Below are 23,620 nucleotides of genomic sequence, written 5' to 3'. Positions count from 1 at the left end.
AGGCGACTCAGGCGTCACCGCCGCCGCCATCTGCATCCCCAGCCAAAACCCCCTCCGACCCGCCGCGCTATTCTTGACTCATTCCAGTCAACGGGTGTTGGGTAGGTGCATGTCCACGATCTTCGAATTCGAGGACATGGTGCGCGCGGCGGGGTTGCGCGTGACCCGACCTCGAACGGCAGTGTTGGCCGCGGTGCACGCACATCCGCATGCCGACACGGACTCGATCATCAGTAACGTGCGCACCGAACTCGGTGAGGTGTCGCATCAGGCCGTCTACGACGTGTTGCGCGCACTGACCACCGCCGGTTTGGTGCGTCGTATCCAGCCCCCCGGCTCGGTGGCCCGCTACGAGTCCCGCGTCGGGGACAACCATCACCACGTCGTATGCCGGTCGTGCGGGGTGATCGCCGACGTCGACTGTTCCGTCGGGGACACCCCGTGTCTGACCGCATCGAACGATCAGGGCTTCGCGATCGATGAGGCCGAGGTCGTGTATTGGGGCCTGTGCCCGGCATGCCAAATCAGTGATCCACCCCTCCATGGAACTGCGAAACAGGAAGAAGGACGACGTGTCCGAAAGTGAAAACCCAGCACTGTCCTCCCCGAAGCCGACTCAGCACAATCCGCAGAGCAACCTGGACTGGTGGCCCAACCAGGTGAACGTGCAGATGCTCAATCAGCACGGGCCGCAGTCCACCCCGGTGGGCAACGACTTCAACTACGCCAAGGCATTCCAGAAGCTCGACGTCGCAGCCGTCAAGCGCGACGTCACCGAGGTGCTGACCAACTCTCAGTCCTGGTGGCCCGCGGACTACGGCAACTACGGCCCGCTGTTCATCCGGATGGCCTGGCACGCGGCCGGCACCTACCGCATCGAGGACGGCCGCGGCGGCGGTGGCGCGGGCCAGCAGCGCTTCGCGCCGCTGAACAGCTGGCCGGACAACGGCAACCTGGACAAGGCTCGCCGGCTGCTCTGGCCGGTGAAGAAGAAGCACGGCGACGCGATCTCCTGGGCCGATCTGCTGGTGCTGGCGGGCAACGTTGCGCTGGAGGCGATGGGCTTCCAGACCTTCGGCTTCGCCTTCGGCCGCCCCGACGTCTACGAGCCCGAGCAGGTCTTCTGGGGCCCGGAGGACTCCTGGCTGGGCGACGAGCGCTACAGCGGCGATCGCGACCTCGCGGGCCCGCTCGGTGCGGTCCAGATGGGCCTGATTTACGTCAACCCGGAGGGGCCCAACGGCAACCCGGACCCGGTCAAGTCCGGCCGCGACATCCGCGAGACCTTCGCTCGGATGGCCATGAACGACGAGGAGACCGTCGCGCTGATCGCCGGTGGTCACACCTTCGGCAAGGCGCACGGCAACGGCGACCCGGACCTGGTGGGCCCGGAGCCCGAGGGCTGCCCCGTGCACGCCATGGGCCTGGGCTGGAAGAACGCCAACGGCAGCGGCCTCGGCTATGACGCGGTCACCTCGGGCATCGAGGGGGCGTGGACCCCGACGCCGACGACGTGGGACACCAGCTTCTTCGAGACGCTGTTCGGCTTCGAGTGGGAGCTGACCAAGAGCCCGGCGGGCGCCAACCAGTGGAAGCCGGTCGGCACCACCGGTGACGGGCTGGTGCCCGACGCGCACGACCCGAGCAAGCGGCACGCGCCGATGATGACCACGGCCGACATGGCGCTGCGGATGGACCCGATCTACGAGCCGATCTCGCGCCGGTTCAAGGACAACCCCGACCAGCTCGCCGAGGCCTTCGCCAAGGCCTGGTACAAGCTGCTGCACCGCGACATGGGCCCGGCCTCGCGTCTCCTCGGGCCCGAGGTGGCGCCGATCCAGATCTGGCAGGACCCGGTGCCGGCCGTCGACCACGCGCTGATCAACGCCTCGGACATCTCCTTGCTGAAGGAGAAGGTGCTCGGCTCCGGTCTGACGGTCACTCAGTTGGTGTCCGCGGCCTGGGCGTCGGCGGCGACGTTCCGCTGCACCGACAAGCGCGGTGGCGCCAACGGTGCTCGGGTCCGGCTGGAACCGCAGCGCAACTGGGAGGTCAACGAGCCCACCGAGCTGGCCAAGGTGCTGCAGGGCCTGGAGCAGATCCAGCAGGACTTCAACATGTCCGCCTCGGGCGGCAAGAAGGTCTCGCTGGCCGACCTGATCGTGCTGGCCGGCTGCGCGGCCGTCGAGTCGGCGGCCAAGGCGGGCGGGCAGACGGTCACCGTGCCGTTCCAACCGGGCCGCACCGACGCCGCGCAGGAGCAGACCGACGTCGACTCCTTCGCGGTTCTGGAGCCCAAGGACGACGGCTTCCGCAACTTCCACCGCGCCGGTGACAAGGTGCCGACCGAGGTGCGGTTGGTGGACCGGGCCAACCTGCTCGGCCTCACCGCGACGGAGATGACCGTGCTGGTCGGCGGCCTGCGGGTGCTCGGGGCCAACCACGGCCAGTCCAAGCACGGCGTGTTCACCGACCGGGTCGGGACGCTGAGCAACGAGTTCTTCACCAGGTTGCTCGACGCGGACACCCTGTGGTCGCCGTCGGCCAGTGCCGAGGGCATCTTCGAGGGCAAGAACATGGCCAACGGTGCGACCGTCGGGACCGCCACGGCGGCGGACCTGGTGTTCGGGTCGAACTCGATCCTGCGGGCCATCGCCGAGGCCTACGCGCAGGACGACGCGGCCGGGCGGTTCGCGCAGGACTTCGCGGCCGCCTTCGGCAAGGTCATGGGCGCGGACCGGTACGACCTGATTCCGGGCTGAGCAAGACCCGTCCGGGTCGGCCTGCTGCACGGCCGACCCGGACGGCGCGGCGTTTGCCGCCTGCTGATCTGTCCTGTCCTAGGGTCGACGCGTCCCCGCTTATTGCCGAGAGCGCGAGGCGACCCAATGCACGCTGGTATCCCTTCCCGAGCACGTCGCGCGGTCGGTGCGCTGGCCGCCGTCGCTCTGCTGGCCGCCTGCGGCAGTACCGCTCGCGCCGCCTCCGCGACCCCGGTGGTCGCCACCGCGCCACCCGGGTCGAGTGCCGGACCGGGTGTGGACCCCGCCGCCGAGGCGGGAAAGCTGCTCACCGTGCCGGCCGCGGACATCACCGCGGAGAACGCCAAGCCCGGCGCCAAGCACTGGCGGCTCACCCATCCCGCCGGGCCGGGGGAGTTGGAGGGTTACGCCGACCACGTCTCGGTGCTGCCCGGCCAATCGTTCGCGCTCTACGTGTCCACCACGGCCGCGCACTTCACCGTGCACGCGTTCCGCGCCGGTTGGTATGGCGGGGACCGCGCCCGCGAGGTGTGGACCTCCCAGCCGGTGGCCGGGGAGAAACAAGCGCCGGCCAAGGAGATCAGGGCGACACTCACCGACTACGCGCCCTGGAAGCCCAGCCTGACCGTGACCACCACCGACTGGCCCGCGGGCAGCTACCTGCTGCGGCTGGACGGGGACAACGGCAAGCAGAGTTGGGTGCCGATCACGGTGCGCACCCCGTCGGTTGCCGGTCGGGTGGTGCTGATCAAGGAGGTGACCACCGAGCAGGCCTACAACCTGTGGGGTGGGCGCAGCCTGTACCTGGGCAAGGACCGGACCTTCGGCAGCCGGGCGCGGGCGGTCAGCTTCGACCGTCCGTATGGGGCCACCAACGGGGCGGCGTTGTTCTTCCACGACGAACTCGCCCTGGTGTCCCTTGCCGAGCGCCAGGCGATCCCGGTCGCCTATGCCACCGACATCGAACTGGACGCCGACCAGCACTACCTGGACGGGGCCCGCGCGGTGATCAGCGAGGGCCACGACGAGTACTGGTCGCGGGCCATGCGGGCGACGGTGCGCCGTGGCCTGGACGCCGGGGTGAACCTGGCGTTCTTCGGGGCCAACGAGGTCTACCGCAAGATTCGCTTCGGTCCGACCGCGTTGGGCGACCGGCGACTGGAGATCGACTACAAGATCGTCAACGAGGACCCGCTGTTCGGCAAGAAGGGCCAGGAGGACCTGGTCACCGGCAACTGGCGGGACCAGCCCGCCGCCGATCCGGAGAGCACGTTGGCCGGGTCGATGTACGCCTGCTTCCCCGGCGACAACCCGATGGTGATCGAGGACGCGGACAGCTGGATCTGGGCCGGAGCCGGGGTGCACAACGGCCAGAAACTGCGCGGCGCGGTCGGCATCGAGTACAACCACATCAGCCTGAACTGGCCCACCCCGCGACCGATCGAGATCCTCGCCCACTCACCGAGCACCTGCGACGGGCGGCCGAGCTTCGCCGACGCGTCCTACCACGTGGAGCCCAGCGGGGCCGGGGTGTTCGACGCCGGCACCATGCGCTGGGTATGCGCGCTGCGCCACTGCGGACCGAAGACCGATGCCTCCTCGGGACCGATCCTGTCCCGCGCGACGTTGAACATCCTGCGTGCCTTCGCCGTCGGGCCGGCCGGGAAAACCCACCCGGCCAAGGACTTCACGAAGCAGAATCTGGCCCATCCACCGGTCCGCGGCGCGGTTGAGCCGGAGGAGGATACGGCGGACGTTCGCTGAGGCCATCTTCGCCCGGGGCCGGCTCGCCGGGTGGCGGCGACGGGGGAGCGGTCGCCACCGTGTCGTCCGGCGGTGCGGTCGCGGTCACCGTGCCGGTGTCGTCCGCGGGCGGTTCGGCGGCTGCGCTCTCCTCGGCCGGCTCACCCTGAGCCGCCGGCGCGTCCGGCGCCGGGGCGGTCCGCAACTCCGGGTCGACCCACGGCTTGCGGTGGCGGTGCTCGGCCTTGTCCTTGGCCCGCGCCCGGGCCACCTCGTCCACCCGGCCGTGATACATCTGATGAGCCCTCAGTTTTGATTGGTAGAGCTCGGAGACCGTGACGAACGTGTAGTGCTGCTGCTTGTAGAAGTCGATGATCCGGGGCACCGCGGCCACCGTGGTGGGGTAGATGTCGTGCATGAGCACGATCGAGCCGGGTCGCCCGGCGCTGGTCACCCGCTGGTAGACCAGGTCGCTGTTCTGGTCGCGCCAGTCGTCCGGATCCACCGACCACAGGATCAGTGGGTAGGGGATGAGTTTGGCGGTGGGCACGTCGATGGCGCCGTAGGGCGGGCGGACCAAGTTCGGGACCACGCCGGTGTAGTGGGTGATCACCGCGGAGGTACGGCTGAGGTCCGCGGCGATCTGATCCAGCGAGCGGCCGGGTAACGCCTGGTGTGCCCAGGTATGCATGCCGATCTCGTGGCCGTCCCAGGCCGCCCGGATCGTCGGGCCGGGATCGGCTGCCACATTGCGCCCGATCACCATGAACGTGGCCCGGACGTGCTCGCGCGCCAGGATTTCCAACAATCCGTCGGTGGTCTGTGCCCCGGGGCCGTCGTCGAAGGTCAACGCGATGCACTTCAGGTGCAGGCAGTCGATGTGCCGATCCGGCGTGCCGGCCCACGTCGGACCGGACGGATAACGCGATCGGGCCCGCGTCCAGGCGGCGGCCACCGCGGCGGTGGAATGACCCGCGAACGGCAACTGGGAACGGGCCTGGTCGATGCTGGCGCGGGCGACGTGGGTCGGGACCCGGACCGGGGTGGGACGAGCCGTGGCGGCCGGCGTCGATGGCGTGCTCGCAACGACCGGCGCCGCCGGCGAACCGGCAACGACCAGCGTCAGGGACCGGTGGTTCGGTGCCGCGGCCAGGGTGCCCGCGGTCAGGCCGACCACCGCGAGCAGGGCGCCGATGGTGCGCAGCCCCCGACCGGTCGCCACGGAGCGAGCGATCGGCAGGTGAGGCAAAGTTTTCCGTTCAGCGCAGGGATGTACCTGCGATTCCTACCTGCTCCCATGGCGCGTCGTCCATGGGGAATTCATCCCGAATTGCCCACATTTGTGGAGTGGGGCGCAGGCGTCGCGGCGGGGGCGTCGTGATCCTCCGGTGCGGGGACGAAGTGCATGACCTCGCCGCCCCCGATCGACCACTCCGCGGCCAGGTTGTAGTCGGTGAAGTGGGTGACGAACTGGGCCAGCGCCCGGTCGTAGACGTCGGGGTCCGCAGAGTCGACGACCAGCTCGACGCCGTTCTCCACCGGGTACACGAACCAGTGATCGCCGACCATGGCTTCCCCCTGTTGCGCCGACCGGCATTTGTCCGGTTCTGTGCGCCCTTCGACCGTCAAGAGCAGGCCTGGGTTTCCTCAGATCCGGCAAACCAGCCGAACGATTTGTGGGGGTCCGTCGTTCGGCCGATGGGGTGAACTCCGGGTGTGCCGGCGGAGGTGTCGGACACGTCGCCATAAGGACGACCGCGGGTATCAGACGTTCGGCCAATCCCCGGGAAAACACCCGCGGCGCGATCAATTCCTCCGGTCTCATGGATAGCGGATGCCCCTGTCCATCACCGCCCGAGAGGACACCTGATGTACACCGCCGACCGTCCGCGGGTCGCCACAGCTGACTACGAGCAGCGTGTTCGGCCGGCCAAGGATCCGCTGGGTCGGGTCTCGGTGGCGTGCGGGTTGTTCGCGCTGGTCTGCGCCATGGTGCCGCCGGCCCGCACGTTGGGCCTGCTGACGTGTTTCGTCGGCATCCTGCTCGGCCTGATCACCGCCGCCCGCGGCCGCCGCAATCGGCGCGACGGCGTGGAGGTTGCCTGGGCGGGCCTGGTGCTGGCTGTGCTCTCCGGTGTCGGTCTGGTTGCCTCGCAGGCCGCGTTCGGCTCGGTGGCGGACACCAACCCGACGGCCGGGCCGTCCGCCGCGCCGGGTGTGCCCGCGCCCTCGCCGGCGGTGGCCAACGTGCTCGGAACGGTCATCACGGTGAGCTTCGGCAGCCCGCGCACCGAACTTGAGGACACCGGCAAGCACATGGTCTCGGTGCCGGTCACGGTCACCAACATCAACGGCCACGCGGGCAGCTACGACCTCACCTTCCAGGCGCTGGACAGCAAGGGTCGGCTGATCACCACGGACTCGGCCTACGTGCCCAACCTGGACGGTCGGCAGTCCGCCCAACTGCGGGTGTTCAACATCGTCAACGACACCCTGGTGCCGCAGCTGATGAAGGCGCGGTTCCGGGTCGTGGAGGCGATCGCCGACTGACCAACCGACATCCGAACCACCGGGCTGACCTGCATATTTCTGTTGGTCACGGCCCGGCGGCCATTCGGTCAAATCACGTCAAGGCCGGTTCCGACCGGGTCCTGACGAGCGCACTCTGGTAGACCAGCCGAGCGGGGAAAAGGACCTCACCAACCATGTTCAGCACCCGGGTCAGGGACGAATACGACGTGTACTACGAGAGCCCCGGGCGTAGCTGGTACGGCAAGCGGAAGAAGCCCGCCGTACGAAAGGCCACGCCCAAGGGGGGCTACGACCGTTACCGCGGCTACGACGCCGTGGAATACGTCGAAGCCAAGCCCGTCAAGTCCGTCGACTTCTCCATGTCGGCGTTGGTGCTCGGTGCGTCCGCGCTGCTGCTGGCCTGGTGGCCGATCCTGAAGTACGTCGGCCTGGTGTTCGCGATGGTCGCGGTGGTCATGGCCACCCGCGAGCTGTCCCGGTTCGACCCGGCCGCCCGGATCCGGATGAAGGGCGAGGCTGCGCACGCCGAGCGGTGGGCGCGCACCGGGCGCACCCTGGCGCTGGTCGCGGTGGCCGTGGTGATCGGCAACTCGCTGTGGGGCCTGAAGACCGCGCACGACGACAAGGTGAAGGCTTCCGGCGGCGGCACCGGCTTGGTGCTGGACGACGTCAAGGTGGACTTCGGCGCGTTCACCACCGGCTACAACGGGGTCGGCCAGCCGATCCGCTCGTTGTCAGTGATCATCAAGAACCGCTCCGGGGCCACGCACAGCTTCGACATTCAGGTCGAGGCACTCAACGCGCAGGGCCAGCGCATCGCCAGCGACGAGCTCTTGGAGCAGGCGATGAGCCCCGGCGAGACGCGGCAGCAGGGGCTCTTCCAGTTCGTCGACGACCCGACCACGAACTCGTTGAAGACGGCCACGTTCCGCGTGGCGACGGCCACCGAGAAGTAGCGCGGGCGCCGGACCTGCCGCTCAGGGCAGGGTCAGGATCTCCGCGCCGGTATCCGTGACCAGGATCGTGTGCTCGAACTGGGCGCTGCGCGAGCGGTCGAGGGTCAGCACTGTCCAGCCGTCGTCCCACATCTCCCAGCCGGCGCTGCCCAGGGTGAGCATGGGTTCAACGGTGAAGGTCATGCCCGGCTCGATGATGGTCTGGTAATGCTCCGCGTCGTAGTGCGGGATCACCAGGCCGGAGTGGAACGCGGTGCCGATGCCGTGCCCGGTGAACTCCTTGACGACGCCGTAGCCGAAGCGCGCCGCATAGGACTCGATGACCCGGCCGACGATGTTGACCGCGCGGCCGGGCTTGACCGCCTTGATGCCTCGGTGCATGGCCTCCTGCGTGCGCTCCAGCAGCAACGCGGAGGTCTCGTCGATCTCGCCGACCGGGTAGGTGGCGTCGGTGTCCCCGTGCACCCCGTCCAGGAACGCGGTGATGTCGACGTTGACGATGTCGCCGTCGCGTAGTTCCCGGGAATCCGGGATGCCGTGGCAGATGACCTCGTTGACCGAGGTGCACAGCGACTTCGGGAAGTGGCGATAGCCCAGCGTGGACGGGTAGGCGCCGTGGTCACAGAGGAACTCGTGGCCAATGCGGTCCAGCTCGTCGGTGGTGACGCCGGGTGCGATGTGCTTGGAGACCTCGACCAGCGCGCGCGCGGCCAGCCGGCCCGCGGCGCGCATGCGCTCGATGGTGTCGGCGTCCTTGACCTCCGGGCCGCGGTACGGCGTCGGGGCGTCCTTGCCGACGTACTCGGGGCGGGGGATCGCGGCCGGCACACCGCGCAGGGGAGAGACGGTGCCGGCGACCAATTGCATGGCCGGCAGTCTAGGTGCTGATGCGTACAGCGACCGATGACACGGGGGCGGTGGTCGCGCTGCCCGCGCCGGTGCGGCGGGTGGTGTCGCTGGTGCCCTCGCTCACCGAGGCGATCGGGGAGACGGCCCCGGAACTGTTGGTCGGCGTGACCGACTGGTGCACACATCCGCCGGGGCTGGACTGCGCCCGGGTGCGCGGCACGAAGAACCCCGATCTGGAGCAGGTGGCCGACCTCCGGCCGGACGTGGTGTTGGCCGCAGTCGAGGAGAACCGCGCCGAGGACCTCTCCGCGCTGCGTTCGCTCGGACTGCCGGTGTGGGTGACCGACATCCGCGACGTGCCCTCCGCGTTGGCCTCGCTGGGCCGACTGCTCGACGGGTTGGGCCTGGACGAGCCGGCCTGGTTGACGGCGGCGCGAACATCCTGGGCCGCACCGCCGCCGCAGGTGCGCCGCAAGGTGGCCGTGCCGATCTGGCGGCGGCCGTGGATGGTGGCCGGCGCCGACACCTTCACCACCGACGTGCTGTCCCGCATGGGCTTCGACAACGTGTTTCACGACCCGCCCGCCGACATGGCCGGCCGCTACCCGAAAGCCTCTGTCGAGGAGATCCGCGCCCGCGGCGCCGAGCTGATCGTCCTCCCCGACGAGCCGTACGCCTTCTCCGCCGACGACGGCCCCGACGCCTTCCCCGACCTCGACGTAGCCCTGGTCAGCGGCCGCCTGCTCACCTGGTACGGCCCCTCCATGGCCACCGCGCGCGACGAGCTTGCCGCCGCGATAGGGCAGGCCCGTCCCGGCGGATGTCATCCGCACGAGGGCCTTGTCAGGCGTCCAGACGACTGACAAGGCCGCGTTGCGCATGACATGCGCAACGCGGCCTCGGTGCTCCTGTGGTCAGATCCCGTCCTGGCGGGGGATGCGACGACCCTTGCCTGCCGGGTGCGCGTCACGCGAGCGCTGCTCGGCGTCGCTGATCTGCCGCGGGGCGGGTACCACGTCGACCGGAGCCGGCACGAAGTGCAGCACCCAGGCGGTGTCCAGCAGGTGCTCGGTGAGCAGGTTGTAGTCGCTGTACTGAGCACAGACCTCGGCCAGCGCGTCCTCGAGGACGTCGTCCTCGGCGGAGTCGATGACCAGCTCGAAACCGTCCTGCACCGGGTACACGAACCACTGCTGAGTGCTCACTGCCGACCCCCTGTCCGACCCGGCGGATCCCGGGTTCTTGGGGCCTTCGACTCCGGCGGTGCGCGGTCGGTTGCACAAATCGGACGATTTGGAGCAAACGGTCAGGTTGGGGTCCTCCGTTCGGCGGACCCGTCTTTGTCAGCGGTCAGTGATACGCGTGCTCGTGGGACGGGAAGGTGCCGCCGACGACCTCCGCCGCGTAAGCCTTGGCGGCCTCGGTGAGCACGCCGCGCAGGTCCGCGTACCGCTTGACGAACCGCGGAATCTGACCCTCTCTCAGGCCGGCCATGTCCTGCCAGACCAGCACCTGCGCGTCGCAGTCCGGCCCGGCGCCGATGCCGATCGTCGGGATGTGCAGCTCGGCGGTGACCTGCTTGGCCACCTCGGCGGGGACCATCTCCAGCACGACGCAGAAGGCACCCGCCTCCTGCACCGCGTGCGCGTCGGCGAGCAACTGCTCGGCGCCGGCGCCGCGGCCCTGGACGCGGTAGCCGCCCAGGCCGTGCTCGCTCTGCGGGGTGAAGCCGATGTGCGCCATCACCGGGACGCCGGCGTCGACGATCGCCTTGATCTGCGGGGCCACCCGCACTCCACCCTCGAGCTTGATGGCGTGCGCGCCGCCCTCCTTCATGAACCGGATCGCGGTCTCCAACGCTTGGCCGGGGGAGACCTGGTAGCTGCCGAACGGCAGGTCCCCGACCACTAATGCGCGCTTGCTGGCGGTGACCACCGCGCGCACCAGCGGGAGCAACTCCTCGACGGTGACCGGAACCGTCGTCTCGTACCCGTAGACGTTGTTGGCCGCGCTGTCGCCGACCAGCAGCACCGGAATGCCGGCGGCGTCGAAGATCTCCGCGGTGTACATGTCGTACGCGGTGAGCATCGGCCACCGCTCGCCGCGCTCCTTCATCGCCCGCAGGGCCGGGATGCGCACCCGCTTGGCGGGCGGCAGGTTTCCGTAGACCGGCGCGGTCTCTTCCGCGGAAGGGTTCTTGGAGGTCATGGGCTGACTCCTTGAGGTCGTCTCGAGTCCTCCCAATGAGGTACCCGGACGCCCCCAGCGTACGGCGTGGTCGAGGCTGACGTCATCTGCGTGAACCACCGTGCAGGGCTTCTGGACGGTCAGCACGACTGACAGGCTGAGCTCTCAAGTTCAGATGGACAGGCGCGCCGCTCTGGCGAACGCCGCCAGGATGCGAGCGCGGATGAGCTGGGGGTCGCCCATCAGCTGCTCCCAGGTGATGCGAACGACTTCGTACCCGGCTTCCCGCAGTCGGTCCTCGCGCAGCTTCTCTCGCCACAGCACTTCGCCGGGGTCGCCGAATGGCGAGAGGTACTTAATCTTGCCGTCGATCTCGATGATCGTTCGCTGCCCACGGAAAAGGAAATCGACCCTCCCGATCAACCCACTGACGTCGTAGATGTCGACCTGGAGTTCGGGCTCGGGCAGGCTAAGCATGTCGAAGATCACGCGGGCAACGGACTCGGCGGGAGATTCGGCACGACCGTCGGCGAACGCCAGGACGCGAGCGGCCTGCGTGCTGCCGCGCCAGGAGGCGCAGTGGTCGAGGACCGCATGTAGCTCGGACTGGGTCGTGCCCCAGTGCAGCGCGGCATCGGTGACAGTCACGGCTTCCTGCCACGGCAGCTCTCGAGCGAGGTCGATTGCAGTACGAGCACGCGTCGTCGTCGGGAGCATGCCATGCCGCGTGACATGTTCGGGCGGCAGATCAGCCGGGCAAACCTCGACGCCCCATCGGTAGCTACGCCGACAGCGGTCGGCGCTGACCAATTCGACCTTGCGCGCCGGTTCGAACGGGCGCTCGGTCCGAAATCCACGGTCGCTGGGCCGCGCTGGCGGACGTGTGCGGACCAGTGGCGGCAGCGGTCCGCCGAGGTTCCAGAGCACCGCCGCGCTGAGATGACCGGCGGCCAGACTGGGCGCCGGGCCGAGGCTTCCGGGCCAGGGTGGCCGGCGATTGCGGAGCAGCAGCGCGGCCGCAATATCCATCGCGTGGCGGCTCACCACGTCGGCGCCAACCAAGCGGTCCGCCGTCGTGAGCACGCCCTGCCGAATCGATACGACCGCGTAAGCACGCGTCGCACTGCGCAGCTCATTGGGTGTCATGCCATGAGTAAGCGCTTGTCGTGGTGTGAACACGCCACCTTGACGATGGCACAGCTCTGCCAGTTCTGGGGTCATGGCCTGATCGTGCTGACTTGCCGCCGCAGCCGAGGGCTGAATCCGCGCCCTGTGGAGAACCCGCGAATCCATGTCAGTCGCCTCGACCACGAAAGTGCCCGTTGCTGTGGCCTACGCGGATGACGTCAGCCTTGGCCGGCTGTCTCGCGCCAGGCGTTGGTGATGGGGAGGCGGCGGTCGCGGCCGAAGGCGCGCAGGGAGATTTTGGGGCCGGGCGGGTACTGGCGGCGCTTGTATTCGGCGACGTCGACCAGGCGGAGGATGCGTTCCACCAGGGCCTCGTCGAAGCCGGCGGCGACGAGGTCGGCGGCGGAGGCGTCGTGTTCGACGTAGTCGTCGAGGAGGTCGTCCAGCACGGCGTAGTCGGGCAGGGAGTCGGTGTCGAGCTGACCGGGCCTCAGTTCCGCGGAGGGGGACTTGGTGATGGAGCTGGGCGGGATCGGGGGGGTCTCCCCGCGCCGCGAAGCCTCGGCGTTGCGCCACTCCGCCAGGCGCCACACCAATGTTTTGGGCACGTCCTTGATGGGCGCGAAACCGCCCACCGCGTCGCCGTAGATCGTCGAGTACCCGGCGGCCAGTTCGCTCTTGTTGCCGGTGGCCAACACCAGATGCCCCTCGGCATTGGACAGCCCCATCAGCGTGGTGCCGCGCACCCGGGCCTGCAGGTTCTCCTCGGCCAGACCGGTCAGCTTCAGCGCCTCCAGATAGGCGGCCACCATCGACTCGATGGCCACCGTCCGGTACTGGCACCCGGTGCGCTCGGCCAGGTCGTCGGCGTCGGAGCGGGAGTGGTCGGAGGAGTAGCGCGAGGGCATCGAGACGCCGTGCACGTTCTGCGCCCCGATGGCGTCGCAGGAGATGGCCGCGACCAACGCCGAGTCGATGCCGCCGGACAACCCGAGGATCACCGATTGGAACCCGTTCTTCAGTACGTAATCCCGCAACCCCACGACCAGCGCGCCGTAGACCTCCGCCTCCGGCGGCAATCGGTCCACGCAGCCCATCAACACCGGAGTGCCCGCGGGGAACGGCTCGGAGGACACCACGGTGCGCTGCACCGCGACCTCCGCGTCGCCCGGCGGCTCGGACGGCTCCGCCGCGGCCGCGGCCAGCTCCAGATCGGCGACCAGCACTGCCTCGCGGAACTGCGGGCCGCGACAGATCAACTGCCCGTCCGGCGCGACGATCAACGAGTCCCCGTCGAAGACCAACTCGTCCTGACCGCCCACCAGGTTCACGTAGGCCAGCGGGGCGCCGGCCTCCCGGGCCCGCCGGGCACACAGCGCCAGCCGGGTGTCGTCCTTGTTCAGCTCATAGGGCGAGCCGTTGATGACCACCAACAGCCCCGCGCCGGCCCGTGCGCATGCGGCCACCGGGCCGCCCTCCTGCCAGAGGTCCTCACAGATGGCGAACGCGACGTCCACCCCGCCGATGCGCACCACCGGCAGCACGGTGCCCGGCACGAAGTAGCGGAACTCGTCGAACACCCCGTAGTTGGGCAGGTGATGCTTGGCAGACCGGGCCACCACGGCGCCGCCGTGCAGCACGGCGAGCGCGTTCTCCGGGGAGCCGGCCGGTCGACCCAGCCGCGGGGTGTCGTGCTCGGTGGCGTCCAGGTAGCCGACCACCACCGTCGCGTCGCCCAGTCCCTCCGCGGCCAACCGGACGGCCAGGGCGTCGATGGCGTGGCGGGAGGCCAACTGGAACGACCGCCGCAGCGCCAGGTCCTCGACCGGATACCCGGTCAACGCCATCTCCGGGAACGCCACCAACCGGGCGCCGGCCGCGACCGCCTCGGCGGTCCGGGCCGCGATCAGGTCGGCGTTGGCGGCCAGTGCGCCCACCGTGACGTCGACCTGACAGAGTGCAATTCGCAGCTGTGGCATACCCGCAGGGTAAAAGGCGGGGGTGCCAAGGACGCGGGCCGGGTGATATGACCGGCGTGCAGCAGGTCACCTGACAAGGGAGTCTCGATGATCAAGGTAAGCGTGTTCTACCCGCACTCCGACGGCGCCGCGTTCGACATGGACTACTACCAGAACAAGCACATCCCGATGGTCGCCGAGTTGACCGGCGACGCGTGCAAGGGCACGGCCATCGATTCCGGCCTGGCCGGTGGCGCGCCCGGCCAGCCGCCGACGTACGTCGCCGTCGGCCACCTGCTGTTCGACTCGGTCGAGGCCTTCCAGGGCGCTTTCGGGCCGCATGCCGCCCAGATCATGGGCGACATCCCGAATTACACCGCGATCGCGCCGGTCATCCAGATCAGCAAGGTCGTCAGCTGAGACATCGTCGGTAACCGGCTGGAAACACGCGGGAGGCAGACTGCACCGCGTCATCCGCCATCGGTGAATATGGGGCTATGGATAAGCAGACCGAGTTCGTGCTGCGCACGATCGAAGAGCGGGACATCCGCTTCGTACGGCTCTGGTTCACCGACGTGCTCGGCTTCCTCAAATCGGTCGCCGTGGCGCCGGCGGAGCTGGAATCGGCGTTCGCCGAGGGCATCGGGTTCGACGGCTCGGCCATCGAGGGCTTCGCTCGCGTGTACGAGTCGGACATGCTCGCCAAGCCCGACCCGTCGACGTTCCAGCTGCTGCCGTGGCGGACCGAGGCTCCAGGTACCGCCCGGATGTTCTGCGACATCCTGATGACCGACGGCGCGCCGAGCTTCGCGGACCCGCGCTACGTGCTCAAACGCACGCTGGCGCGCGCCTCGGAGCTCGGCTTCACCTTCTACACCCACCCCGAGATCGAGTTCTATCTGTTCGAACGCCGCCCGGAGGTGGGCGAACGCCCGATCCCGATCGACGCCGGCGGGTACTTCGACCACACCTCGCACCGCATGGGCCAGGACTACCGGCGCGCGGCGATCACCATGCTGGAGAACATGGGCATCTCGGTGGAGTTCAGCCACCACGAGGGCGGCCCGGGCCAACAGGAGATCGACCTGCGCTACGCCGACGCCCTGACCACCGCGGACAACGTGATGACCTTCCGGACGGTCATGAAGGAGGTCGCTCTCGACCAGGGCGTGTACGCCACGTTCATGCCCAAGCCGTACACCGAGCACCCCGGCTCGGCCATGCACACCCACCTGTCGCTGTTCGAGGGGGACCGCAACGCCTTCCATGAGGCGGGCGCGGAGTACCAACTGTCCAAGGTGGGTCGCTCGTTCATCGCGGGCCTGCTGCGCCACTCCGCGGAGATCACCGCGGTGACCAACCAGTGGGTGAACTCCTACAAGCGACTGTGGGGCGGCGGTGAGGCGCCGGCGTACATCTGCTGGGGTCACAACAACCGGTCCGCGCTGGTCCGGGTACCGATGTACAAGCCGACCAAGGGCCAGTCCACCCGGGTCGAGGTGCGGTCGATGGACTCGGCCTGCAACCCCTACCTGACCTACGCGTTGCTGCTCTCCGCGGGCCTGAAGGGCATCGAGGAGAACTACGAGCTGCCGCCGGGGGCGGAGGACGACGTCTGGTCGTTGACCCCGGCCGAGCGGCGCGCGATGGGCATCGACCCGTTGCCGCAGAACCTGGCCGACGCGATTGCGCTGATGGAGCGCAGCGAGTTGGCTGCCGAAACTCTCGGCGAGCACGTGTACGACTTCTTCCTGCGCAACAAGCGACGGGAGTGGGAGGAGTACCGCATCCAGGTCACCGCCTTCGAGTTGGACCGCTATCTGCCGGTCATGTGAACCGGCCCCGTTAGGTTGAGACGGTGAGCACGTCCGCGGAGCCGTCCCGCCAGCGGACCGAGTCGCGGCTGGTGCGGCTGGGCTTCGCCGACGAGGCGACGGCCAGGGAGCGCATTGCTCTGCCCTCGCTGGACATCGCCGGCGACCCGGCGCTGTTGGCCGCGCTCGGTGAGGCGGCCGACCCGGACCTGGCGTTGGATTCGTTGATCCGGTTGGCCGACGCGGAGGACCCCGGGGCGCTGCGCGCGGCGTTGCGCGAGCAACCCGGCTTGCGGGATCGGTTGATCGCCGTGCTCGGTGTCTCCACCGCGCTGGGCGACCACCTGGTGCGCCACCCCGAGGACTGGCGGCTGCTGGAACCCGAGCCCGGACCACCCGCCAAGCCCGAGGTGTTGCGCGCGGAGTTGTTGCGCGCGGTCGGTGCGGACCCGTCCGCCGCCGAGCCGGTTGCCTCCTCGGCGGGCAACGACGCCTACGAGGCGCTGCGCGTGCAGTACCGCCGCGGCGTGCTCACCCTGGCCGCGCGTGACCTGACGGGACTGGCCGGGCTGGAGGAGGTGGCCGCCGAGCTTGCCGACCTGGCCGCGGGCACCCTGGACGCCGCCCTGGCGGTGGCCCGCGCCGGGCTGCCGGAGAACGCCGCGCCGTGTCGGCTGGCGGTCATCGGTATGGGCAAGTGCGGCGGGCGCGAACTGAACTACGTCAGCGACGTCGACGTGATTTTCGTGGCCGAGGCGCCGCCCGGCGCGGCGGACGACACCCCCGCGTTGCGCACCGCGACCACGCTGGCCACCGCGATGATGCGGGTCTGCTCGGCGGCCACCCCGGAGGGCACCATCTGGCCGGTGGACGCCGGGCTGCGCCCGGAGGGCAAGGCCGGCCCGCTGGTCCGCACCGTCGCCTCCCACCACACCTACTACATCCGGTGGGCGCAGACCTGGGAGTTCCAGGCGCTGCTCAAGGCCCGGCCGGTGGCCGGTGACCTCGAGCTCGCCGAGCGGTACACCGACGCGATCTCGCCGTTGGTGTGGCAGGCCGCGGGACGGGAGAACTTCGTCGCCGACGTGCAGGCCATGCGCCGCCGGGTGGAGGCCTCGGTGACCGCCGCGCGCGCGGCCCGGCAGATCAAACTGGGTCCCGGCGGATTGCGCGACGTGGAGTTCGCCGTGCAGTTGCTGCAGTTGGTGCACGGACGCGCCGACCCGACACTGCGCGCGGGCGGCACGCTGGCCGCACTGCACGCGCTGACCGCGGGTGGCTACGTGGGCCGGGACGACGCGGCCAGCCTGGACGAGGCCTACCGATTCCTGCGCACGCTGGAGCACCGCATCCAGCTGCACCGCATGTGGCGCACCCACGTGCTGCCCGATGCCACCGACGAACTACGCCGGTTGGGTCGCTCGATGGGCATGCGCACCGACCCGGCGCAGGCGCTCACCGACGTGTGGAAGCGGCACGCCTTCGACGTGCGCCGGCTGCACGAGAAGTTGTTCTACCGCCCGTTGTTGCTCGCGGTGGCCCGGTTGCCGGGGGAGCAGACCCGGCTCACCCCGGACGCCGCGCGCACCCAGTTGGCCGCGCTGGGCTACGCCGACCCGGCCGGTGCGCTGCGCCACCTGGAGGCATTGACCTCGGGGTTGTCCCGGCGCGCGGCGATCCAACGCACGTTGCTACCGGTGATGCTCGGTTGGTTCGCCGACGCCGCGGACCCGGACGCCGGCCTGCTGTCGTTCCGTCAGGTCTCCGACGCGCTGGGCGCCACCCCCTGGTACCTGCGATTGCTGCGGGACGAGGGCATGGCGGCAGAGCGGATGGCCCGGGTACTCGCGTCCAGCCGGTACGCCGCCGACCTGTTGGCCGGCGCCCCGGAGGCAGTGGCCATGCTCGCCTCCGACGCGGACCTGGCCCCGCGTCCGTACGACGTGCTGCAGACCGAGGTGACTGCCGCGGTCGGGCGCGCGGGTTCGGGCGAGGCCGCCGCGATTGCCGCGCGCGGGGTACGTCGGCGCGAACTGTTCCGCATCGCCGCGGCGGACACGCTGGGCCTGCTGGACGTGGCCGCGGTGGGCGCCGCGCTCAGCGACGTGGTCGGGGTGACCCTGCAGGGCGCGGTGGAGGCGGCCACCCGCTCGATCTGCGGGGACAAGCCGTGCCCGACTCGGTTCACGGTGATCGCGTTGGGTCGCCTCGGCGGGTCGGAGGTGGGCTACTCCAGCGACGCCGACGTGATGTTCGTGCACGATCCGCTGCCGGGCGTGGCGGAGCAGGAAGCCACCGCCACCGCCACGTCGATCGCCAACGAGTTGCGTCGGCTGATGCACATGGCCGCACCGGAGCCGTCGCTGGAGGTCGATCCCGACCTGCGACCGGAGGGCCGCAACGGGCCGTTGGTGCGCTCGCTGGCCTCCTACGAGTCCTACTACCGACGCTGGTCCAGCGTGTGGGAGTCCCAAGCGTTATTGCGTGCCCGGTACCTGGCCGGTGATCGTCAGGTGGGGGCCGCCTTCGAGGCGCTGATCGAACCGATTCGCTATCCCGCCGATGGCCTGACGGACGATCAGATTCGTGAGATCCGCCGGATCAAGGCGCGGGTGGAGACCGAACGGCTACCCCGGGGGGCGGACCCGACCACGCACACCAAGCTCGGTCGGGGCGGCTTGGCCGACGTGGAGTGGGTGGCCCAGTTGCTCCAGCTGCGCCACGCGGGCGACCGGCCCGAGTTGCGCTGTACCGGCACCCTGGACGCGCTGGACGCGGCGAGTCGCGCCGACCTGCTGGACGCGGCCGATGCCGCGGCGCTGGCCCGGGCGTGGCGGTTGGCGAGCCGGGTGCGCAACGCGATCATGCTGGTTCGCGGCCGTCCGGCGGACTCCCCGCCACCGGCGGGACGCGAACTCACCGCGATCGCCCGCTGCCTGGGCTACGCGCCGGCACAGGCCGGTCGGATGATCGAGGACTACAAGCGGGTGACCCGTCGCGCGCGCACCGTGGTGGAGCGCGTCTTTTACTGACGTAGCGTCAGCTCGCTGCCCCATCGGTGATCTGTCGGTCATCGAGAGGCCGGTCCAACGTGACGTCGACATAAACCCGGCGGGCGATCATCGGGCACATCTGCGGCTTGTCGCTGGGCGTGTGGCCCTGGAACAGGGTGATCTGCACCGCGTCGGCGCTCCACCGCACCCGGACGTGATCGAGCACCGCACACGGTGCCACACCAGAGGTGTAGTAAATCCGCACCACCTGCGGGGCGATCAGCTTGGCCTGGTCCCACGCCACCGGGTGGGCGTCGGCGGTGTTGTGCTGCGCGTAGACCGGGGTGGCGCCGTCGTCCGGGCCGGGCTGCGGCGGGCTCGCCTCGGGTGGGGCCACCGGGCCGGGGGAGGCCGGCGCGGGCGCCGCACCGTCGGTGATCCGGCGGCCGTCCACCGCGGAGGCGAGGTGCACGTCGACCGCCTGCGGCCGGGTCACCGCGGCGCACATCCGGTCGGGCTGCGTGGGGTCGGAGCCGGAGAACAGCGTGATGGCCACGGCCTCTGGCCGGTAGTCGACCTGCACCGAGTCCAGGACGTCGCACGGCGCCGCGCCGCCGGTGAAACTGACGCGCACGGTCCGCGGATCGAGCACGGTCGCGCTCTGCCAGCGCACCGGGTGCAGGCCGGTCATTCCCGGCCGGGCCATCACCAGCTCCGGGCCGCGCGCGGGCACCTCGGTGAAGGTGCCGCGGGACCTCGCATCCGGCGCGGTCCCCTGCGGTGCGGCCGGGGCAACCCCGGGCTGCGCTATCGAGGAGTGCGCGGGTGCCACGGCGGAGTGGCGCACCGGGGCGGCGGGCCCAGTCGGCGTACGGAAGGCGGCAGAGTCGGGCACCGAGGCTTCGGCAGCGATCGCGCCGAGGTGGGCTTCCTCGCTGTCCCGCTGGACGTCCACCGGACTGGACGCCGGCGTCCTCGGGGCGGGCGCGGACTGCGCACCGACCACCGACGGCGCACCGCACCCGGCCAGCACGCAGGCGAGCCCTGCGGCGGCCAGTGCCGCCATCCGCCTCATATGTCCGCCTCCCCAAGAATGCCGGTCCCATGCTCCTACAGGGACGGCCCCGACGTCGGCCCCGTTCACCCGATAGGCCATATGTCGTACGCCGACCCGGACAAATCGGACAACCGGGGCGCCCCACCCCCAGCCTCGTCCGGCGTTTCGGGGTATCAGGCCGCGTTGATGGCCCGAAACGCCGGAACCAGTGGAGGTGCACCAGCCGTTTGCATGATCCGGATGTGCCGAATCGGCTGAGCGGAGTCGATCCCTTCGGGCGACCCGAACAGCTGCCGGCAACCCGACATTCTCGCTGTCGTCATCAGTAGGCGGCCCGGATGGCGTTGAGGTCCTTCCGGAGGGCTTGTCATCCCAGGGGGAATCGCTCATGGCTCGTTTCCGTCCGTCCGGCCGCACCATCGCCATCGTCGCGCCGCTGACCATCGCCGTCGGCCTCGTCGCCGCTCCGGCCAACGCGGGCGTGGGTGACCTGCTTGGCCTCGGTGACCTGCTCAACATCCTGAACGGTCACAACGCCGCTCTGTGCGCCGTGGGCAACGTACTGAGCATCGCCGTGGACAACAACGGCGAATGCGACTCCGGCAGCCTGCCGGTCACCGCGGACCAGCTGCTCAAGGGTGACAAGGGCGACATCGGCCCCGCGGGCCCCGCGGGCCCGGCGGGCCCCGCAGGCCCCGCCGGCGCCGCTGGAACCCCGGGTGGCCCGGCCGGTCCGGCCGGCGCCGCCGGCGCCAAGGGCGCCAATGGTGTCTCCGGCTACCAGATCGTGTCCAAGTCCGAGACGCTCAAGAAGAGCGTCGCGATGACCTGGACCATGTCCTGCCCGGCCGGCAAGAAGGCGACCGGCGGCGGTGTGCGCGCCTCCTCGGCGGGTTCGTTCCTGATGCAGGGCTCCGGCCCGTCCGCGTCCGGCAACGGCTGGACCGTGACCATGGTGAACGTCGCCAAGTCCAGCCACAAGATCACCGGCTACGCAATCTGCGCCGCCGTCTGATCTGACGAGGCTTCAGGGCCCCGGTCGGCATTGCCGACCGGGGCCCGCGCTCGTTCCGATAGCGGACGCGTTGTGCGGCCCTATCGGCTTTTCCGGACCTGGACTTGATCCCGGGTACTCCAGGAGTTCGACCGATTTTTTCCTGCCTCATCGGGCAGTTTGCGCAAAGCGTTCGGCGGATTCGGCCGGCCGTGCCGGCGGGCACAGTTGCCGTGTCGCCAACGGCGACCCGGTCTTCGCATGGGACCGGATCCGCTGAACTCTCGGGAGTACCTCGATCATGGCCCGCTTTGCCCGTCCTTCCGCTCGCGCTCTTGCCCTGCTCGTCCCGGCCGCGATGGCCGCGGTGGCCATCCCCTCGGTGGCCATGGCCGATGCCCTGAGCAGCGACGGCCACACCTTCAATTCCTGCGTTGACCAGACCGGCTTCGTGTACTTCACCGTGATGGACGTCGACCCGGGATGCGCCGACATCCAGGCGATCATCCGCGCCGACACCAGTGACCCGTCCAACGCCTCGGTCGTGCTCAGCCAGGTGAGCTGGAACGAGAAGGGCCAACCCGGTCCCGCCGGTGCGACCGGTGTGGCCGGGGCCAAGGGCGCCAACGGCGTCTCCGGCTACACCACCGTCACCAAGTCGGTGTCCCTGGCCAAGCACAAGACCTCGACGCTGTCGCTGTCCTGCCCGGCGGGCAGGAAGGTCACCGGCGGTGGTGCGCAACCCACCTCGGACGCGATGGCGCTACTGGCCTCCTACCCGTCGACCAACGGCGCCGGCTGGACCGCGCGAGTGTTCAACGACAGCGGCAGCACGCACAGCGTCAAGCTGTACGCGATTTGCGCGGCCGCATAGGGAATCTGACGACAAGTCAGGCACGGCGGCGGCCCGGTTCTACGAGAACCGGGCCGCCCCTCGGTTTGTAGGCATCCCAGCTTTATCCCTAACGCCCCCGCTCTTCAGTTGATTTTCGGATGACGATCCGGCCAGTGGTGATCAAGCTCTTCGACCGATCCCGCGGAGGTGAGCATCCGGCAAAGTCTTCTTGTCGCCGCCCACCGGCGACCCCGGATGCGGCGTTAGAGGCTCCGCCCGGCACTACAGACCAATTCCCTTGGGGGGAAACCTTGTTCGGAATTTCGCGCCCGTCCACCAAGGCGCTGGCAATCGTCACTCCGCTGGCCATCGCCGCGGTGACCGTCCCGTCCGTCGCCATGGCCGTGATCCACCCGGCCGAGGTCACCAACCACACCTACAGCGCGTGCCTCACCCAGCTGAACAGCCTGATCAACATCCACGTCGACTCGACGTCCACCTGTGCCGTGTTCGGTGGCACCAATGGTGAGGTCATTTCCTGGAGCGCCCAGGGCCCGAAGGGTGACACCGGCGAGACGGGTGCGACCGGCGCTCAGGGCCCGGCGGGCGACACCGGCGCCACCGGTGACACCGGTCCGGCTGGACCGACGGGTCCGGCGGGTGACACCGGTCCGGCTGGTCCGGCGGGTGACATCGGTCCGGCTGGTCCGGCTGGACCGACGGGTGACATCGGTCCGGCGGGTCCTGCGGGCGCCACCGGTGCGGCCGGCGCCAACGGCACGAACGGCGTCTCCGGGTTCGAGAACAACCGGCAGACCTTCAACGTCGCCAAGCACTCGACCGCGATCTTCACCGTGTCCTGTTCCGGCGGCAAGGCGGTGACCGGCGGCGGCGCGTGGGCCCCGTCCAGCGCGGTGGGCGTGCTCAGCACCAGCCCGGCCCCGACTGCGTCCGGCTGGACCGTGCGCGTGCAGAACAGCGGCGGTGTCACCCACTCGGTGAGCGTCTACGCCCTCTGCGCCTCGGTCTGACGCCGACCTGATCGCAGACAACGAACCCCGGCCGGTGCCCACCGGCCGGGGTTCGGCGTTCCGCGGATCGAAAGATCTTCGACGATTCGCCGCACTGCCCCGAACCGGATACTGGTCCCACCGTCATCATCCGCCGGAGGGATCGCTCGTGCTCACTGAGCCTGCTGCCACGCGTCGTGCCCTGCACGGCATCGGCGAACAAGTCCTGGCCGGCCCGCAGCATCGGCGCAGTGCCACCATCCGGCTGCGGGTGAACGCCGAGGGCATTGCCACCGTTGCCGAGCCCGCCGTCGCACTGACGGCCACTCGGCTGATCGGGCCGAGCGGTGACGCGGCCCTGATCGGCGCGAGTTGTCTCGAGTTGGCCGCGGCCGTGGGGGTGGACGGCGGCGCTCCGCAGGGCCTGTACAAGGACGTCACCGACGTCGATCCGGAGGAGACGCTGAGCGTCGACGCCGGGGTGGCCGCCGATCTGCTGGGCGCGTTGTGGCGGGGTGAGCAGGCGCTGCGTCGGCTGGCGCCCGGGGAAACCCCGGTGCTCTGGCCGGAACACTTCGACCTCGGGATTGCGCTGTCCGAGGTCAACTACGGCATCTCTCCCGGTGACAGCTATCTGGACGAGCCCTACGTCTACGTCGGTCCGTGGGCCCCGCGGACCGGGGCGTTCTTCAACGCGCCGTTCGGCGCCGCCCGGCCGCTGCGCGAGCTGTCCGACGATGCGTTGGACGAATTCCTCGCCGAGGGTCGACGCCTGAGCGCAACCTGAGCGCTCCTACGGATC

21 protein-coding genes are annotated in these 23,620 nt (G+C 69.8%); 13 read left to right on the top strand and 8 right to left on the bottom strand.

What is annotated here, in order from left to right; translation table 11 throughout:
- Positions 1–109 precede the first annotated feature (109 nt).
- From VGJ14_19625 to VGJ14_19615, 3 genes are all read left to right on the top strand, one after another.
- Entirely contained in the window at positions 110–586 is a 477-nt protein-coding gene (locus tag VGJ14_19625) for a Fur family transcriptional regulator (protein ID HEY2834639.1), read from the top strand.
- Complete coding sequence (katG, locus tag VGJ14_19620; GenBank protein HEY2834638.1) at positions 573–2,762, top strand: catalase/peroxidase HPI; 2,190 nt, start codon at positions 573–575, stop codon at positions 2,760–2,762. Before VGJ14_19625 ends, katG begins: the two co-directional genes overlap by 14 nt.
- Positions 2,763–2,888: 126 nt before the next feature.
- Positions 2,889–4,526, top strand: a complete 1,638-nt coding sequence (locus VGJ14_19615) for a N,N-dimethylformamidase beta subunit family domain-containing protein (protein HEY2834637.1) — start codon at positions 2,889–2,891, stop codon at positions 4,524–4,526.
- On the opposite strand, the gene VGJ14_19610 is transcribed toward VGJ14_19615, so the two are convergent.
- Positions 4,450–5,727 carry a polysaccharide deacetylase family protein gene (locus VGJ14_19610; GenBank protein HEY2834636.1) on the bottom strand — a complete coding sequence of 426 codons (1,278 nt, stop codon included), beginning with the start codon at positions 5,725–5,727 and terminating at the stop codon, positions 4,450–4,452. The genes VGJ14_19615 and VGJ14_19610 overlap by 77 nt on opposite strands.
- A gap of 98 nt (positions 5,728–5,825) precedes the next feature.
- Positions 5,826–6,074, bottom strand: coding sequence for a hypothetical protein (locus VGJ14_19605; protein HEY2834635.1), 249 nt, complete (start codon positions 6,072–6,074; stop codon positions 5,826–5,828).
- A 300-nt stretch (positions 6,075–6,374) separates the two neighbouring features.
- Here VGJ14_19605 and VGJ14_19600 point away from each other — a divergent pair, with 300 nt between their 5' ends.
- Positions 6,375–7,055: a hypothetical protein gene (locus tag VGJ14_19600; GenBank protein ID HEY2834634.1), complete on the top strand. Its 681-nt coding sequence runs from the start codon at positions 6,375–6,377 to the stop codon at positions 7,053–7,055.
- A gap of 155 nt (positions 7,056–7,210) precedes the next feature.
- Complete coding sequence (locus VGJ14_19595) at positions 7,211–7,993, top strand: hypothetical protein (GenBank protein ID HEY2834633.1); 783 nt, start codon at positions 7,211–7,213, stop codon at positions 7,991–7,993.
- Positions 7,994–8,014: 21 nt separating this feature from the next.
- Here VGJ14_19595 and map read toward each other — a convergent pair whose 3' ends face one another.
- Positions 8,015–8,860, bottom strand: coding sequence for a type I methionyl aminopeptidase (gene map, locus VGJ14_19590; GenBank protein ID HEY2834632.1), 846 nt, complete (start codon positions 8,858–8,860; stop codon positions 8,015–8,017).
- A 20-nt stretch (positions 8,861–8,880) separates the two neighbouring features.
- On the opposite strand from map, the gene VGJ14_19585 reads away from it, so the two are divergent.
- Complete coding sequence (locus VGJ14_19585; protein HEY2834631.1) at positions 8,881–9,705, top strand: helical backbone metal receptor; 825 nt, start codon at positions 8,881–8,883, stop codon at positions 9,703–9,705.
- A 51-nt stretch (positions 9,706–9,756) separates the two neighbouring features.
- On the opposite strand, the gene VGJ14_19580 is transcribed toward VGJ14_19585, so the two are convergent.
- The 4 genes from VGJ14_19580 to VGJ14_19565 all read right to left on the bottom strand — a co-directional run bounded on the left by VGJ14_19580 (position 9,757) and on the right by VGJ14_19565 (position 14,136).
- On the bottom strand, positions 9,757–10,047 hold the full coding sequence (locus tag VGJ14_19580; GenBank protein HEY2834630.1) for a hypothetical protein: 291 nt from the start codon (positions 10,045–10,047) through the stop codon (positions 9,757–9,759).
- 145 nt (positions 10,048–10,192) lie between these two features.
- A complete protein-coding gene (panB, locus tag VGJ14_19575) occupies positions 10,193–11,050 on the bottom strand; it encodes a 3-methyl-2-oxobutanoate hydroxymethyltransferase (GenBank protein HEY2834629.1) in 858 nt (285 codons plus the stop codon).
- A 150-nt stretch (positions 11,051–11,200) separates the two neighbouring features.
- On the bottom strand, positions 11,201–12,250 hold the full coding sequence (locus VGJ14_19570) for a hypothetical protein (GenBank protein ID HEY2834628.1): 1,050 nt from the start codon (positions 12,248–12,250) through the stop codon (positions 11,201–11,203).
- A 125-nt stretch (positions 12,251–12,375) separates the two neighbouring features.
- Entirely contained in the window at positions 12,376–14,136 is a 1,761-nt protein-coding gene (locus tag VGJ14_19565; GenBank protein ID HEY2834627.1) for an NAD+ synthase, read from the bottom strand.
- An 87-nt stretch (positions 14,137–14,223) separates the two neighbouring features.
- Between VGJ14_19565 and VGJ14_19560 the strand changes: the two genes are divergently transcribed.
- The 3 genes from VGJ14_19560 (at position 14,224) to VGJ14_19550 (ending at position 18,961) form a co-directional block, all read left to right on the top strand.
- Positions 14,224–14,535: an EthD family reductase gene (locus VGJ14_19560; GenBank protein HEY2834626.1), complete on the top strand. Its 312-nt coding sequence runs from the start codon at positions 14,224–14,226 to the stop codon at positions 14,533–14,535.
- 77 nt (positions 14,536–14,612) lie between these two features.
- On the top strand, positions 14,613–15,950 hold the full coding sequence (locus VGJ14_19555; GenBank protein HEY2834625.1) for a glutamine synthetase family protein: 1,338 nt from the start codon (positions 14,613–14,615) through the stop codon (positions 15,948–15,950).
- A gap of 23 nt (positions 15,951–15,973) precedes the next feature.
- Complete coding sequence (locus VGJ14_19550; GenBank protein HEY2834624.1) at positions 15,974–18,961, top strand: bifunctional [glutamine synthetase] adenylyltransferase/[glutamine synthetase]-adenylyl-L-tyrosine phosphorylase; 2,988 nt, start codon at positions 15,974–15,976, stop codon at positions 18,959–18,961.
- Positions 18,962–18,968: 7 nt separating this feature from the next.
- Here the strand turns inward: VGJ14_19550 and VGJ14_19545 are convergent, their stop codons facing one another.
- Positions 18,969–19,997 carry a hypothetical protein gene (locus tag VGJ14_19545; GenBank protein HEY2834623.1) on the bottom strand — a complete coding sequence of 343 codons (1,029 nt, stop codon included), beginning with the start codon at positions 19,995–19,997 and terminating at the stop codon, positions 18,969–18,971.
- 370 nt (positions 19,998–20,367) lie between these two features.
- Between VGJ14_19545 and VGJ14_19540 the strand changes: the two genes are divergently transcribed.
- The 4 genes from VGJ14_19540 to VGJ14_19525 all read left to right on the top strand — a co-directional run bounded on the left by VGJ14_19540 (position 20,368) and on the right by VGJ14_19525 (position 23,605).
- Entirely contained in the window at positions 20,368–20,994 is a 627-nt protein-coding gene (locus tag VGJ14_19540; protein ID HEY2834622.1) for a hypothetical protein, read from the top strand.
- 280 nt (positions 20,995–21,274) lie between these two features.
- Positions 21,275–21,847, top strand: a complete 573-nt coding sequence (locus VGJ14_19535) for a collagen-like protein (protein HEY2834621.1) — start codon at positions 21,275–21,277, stop codon at positions 21,845–21,847.
- A 272-nt stretch (positions 21,848–22,119) separates the two neighbouring features.
- Complete coding sequence (locus tag VGJ14_19530; protein ID HEY2834620.1) at positions 22,120–22,839, top strand: hypothetical protein; 720 nt, start codon at positions 22,120–22,122, stop codon at positions 22,837–22,839.
- Positions 22,840–22,987: 148 nt separating this feature from the next.
- On the top strand, positions 22,988–23,605 hold the full coding sequence (locus VGJ14_19525; protein ID HEY2834619.1) for a hypothetical protein: 618 nt from the start codon (positions 22,988–22,990) through the stop codon (positions 23,603–23,605).
- Positions 23,606–23,620 lie beyond the last annotated feature (15 nt).

Source organism: Sporichthyaceae bacterium, assembly GCA_036493475.1.
Taxonomy (GTDB): domain Bacteria; phylum Actinomycetota; class Actinomycetes; order Sporichthyales; family Sporichthyaceae; genus DASQPJ01.
Note: the sequence above shows the minus strand (reverse complement) of the source record. Positions and strands in the feature narration are given on the sequence as shown.

Excerpts from the sequence above, each read along its gene's own strand:
- VGJ14_19625 (HEY2834639.1), top strand. The coding sequence starts at position 110 with ATGTCCACGATCTTCGAATTCGAGGACATGGTGCGCGCGGCGGGGTTG.
- VGJ14_19615 (HEY2834637.1), top strand. The coding sequence starts at position 2,889 with ATGCACGCTGGTATCCCTTCCCGAGCACGTCGCGCGGTCGGTGCGCTG.
- VGJ14_19605 (HEY2834635.1), bottom strand. The coding sequence starts at position 6,074 with ATGGTCGGCGATCACTGGTTCGTGTACCCGGTGGAGAACGGCGTCGAG.
- VGJ14_19600 (HEY2834634.1), top strand. The coding sequence starts at position 6,375 with ATGTACACCGCCGACCGTCCGCGGGTCGCCACAGCTGACTACGAGCAG.
- VGJ14_19595 (HEY2834633.1), top strand. The coding sequence starts at position 7,211 with ATGTTCAGCACCCGGGTCAGGGACGAATACGACGTGTACTACGAGAGC.
- map (HEY2834632.1), bottom strand. The coding sequence starts at position 8,860 with ATGCAATTGGTCGCCGGCACCGTCTCTCCCCTGCGCGGTGTGCCGGCC.
- VGJ14_19585 (HEY2834631.1), top strand. The coding sequence starts at position 8,881 with ATGCGTACAGCGACCGATGACACGGGGGCGGTGGTCGCGCTGCCCGCG.
- panB (HEY2834629.1), bottom strand. The coding sequence starts at position 11,050 with ATGACCTCCAAGAACCCTTCCGCGGAAGAGACCGCGCCGGTCTACGGA.
- VGJ14_19570 (HEY2834628.1), bottom strand. The coding sequence starts at position 12,250 with ATGACCCCAGAACTGGCAGAGCTGTGCCATCGTCAAGGTGGCGTGTTC.
- VGJ14_19565 (HEY2834627.1), bottom strand. The coding sequence starts at position 14,136 with ATGCCACAGCTGCGAATTGCACTCTGTCAGGTCGACGTCACGGTGGGC.
- VGJ14_19560 (HEY2834626.1), top strand. The coding sequence starts at position 14,224 with ATGATCAAGGTAAGCGTGTTCTACCCGCACTCCGACGGCGCCGCGTTC.
- VGJ14_19555 (HEY2834625.1), top strand. The coding sequence starts at position 14,613 with ATGGATAAGCAGACCGAGTTCGTGCTGCGCACGATCGAAGAGCGGGAC.
- VGJ14_19545 (HEY2834623.1), bottom strand. The coding sequence starts at position 19,997 with ATGAGGCGGATGGCGGCACTGGCCGCCGCAGGGCTCGCCTGCGTGCTG.
- VGJ14_19540 (HEY2834622.1), top strand. The coding sequence starts at position 20,368 with ATGGCTCGTTTCCGTCCGTCCGGCCGCACCATCGCCATCGTCGCGCCG.
- VGJ14_19535 (HEY2834621.1), top strand. The coding sequence starts at position 21,275 with ATGGCCCGCTTTGCCCGTCCTTCCGCTCGCGCTCTTGCCCTGCTCGTC.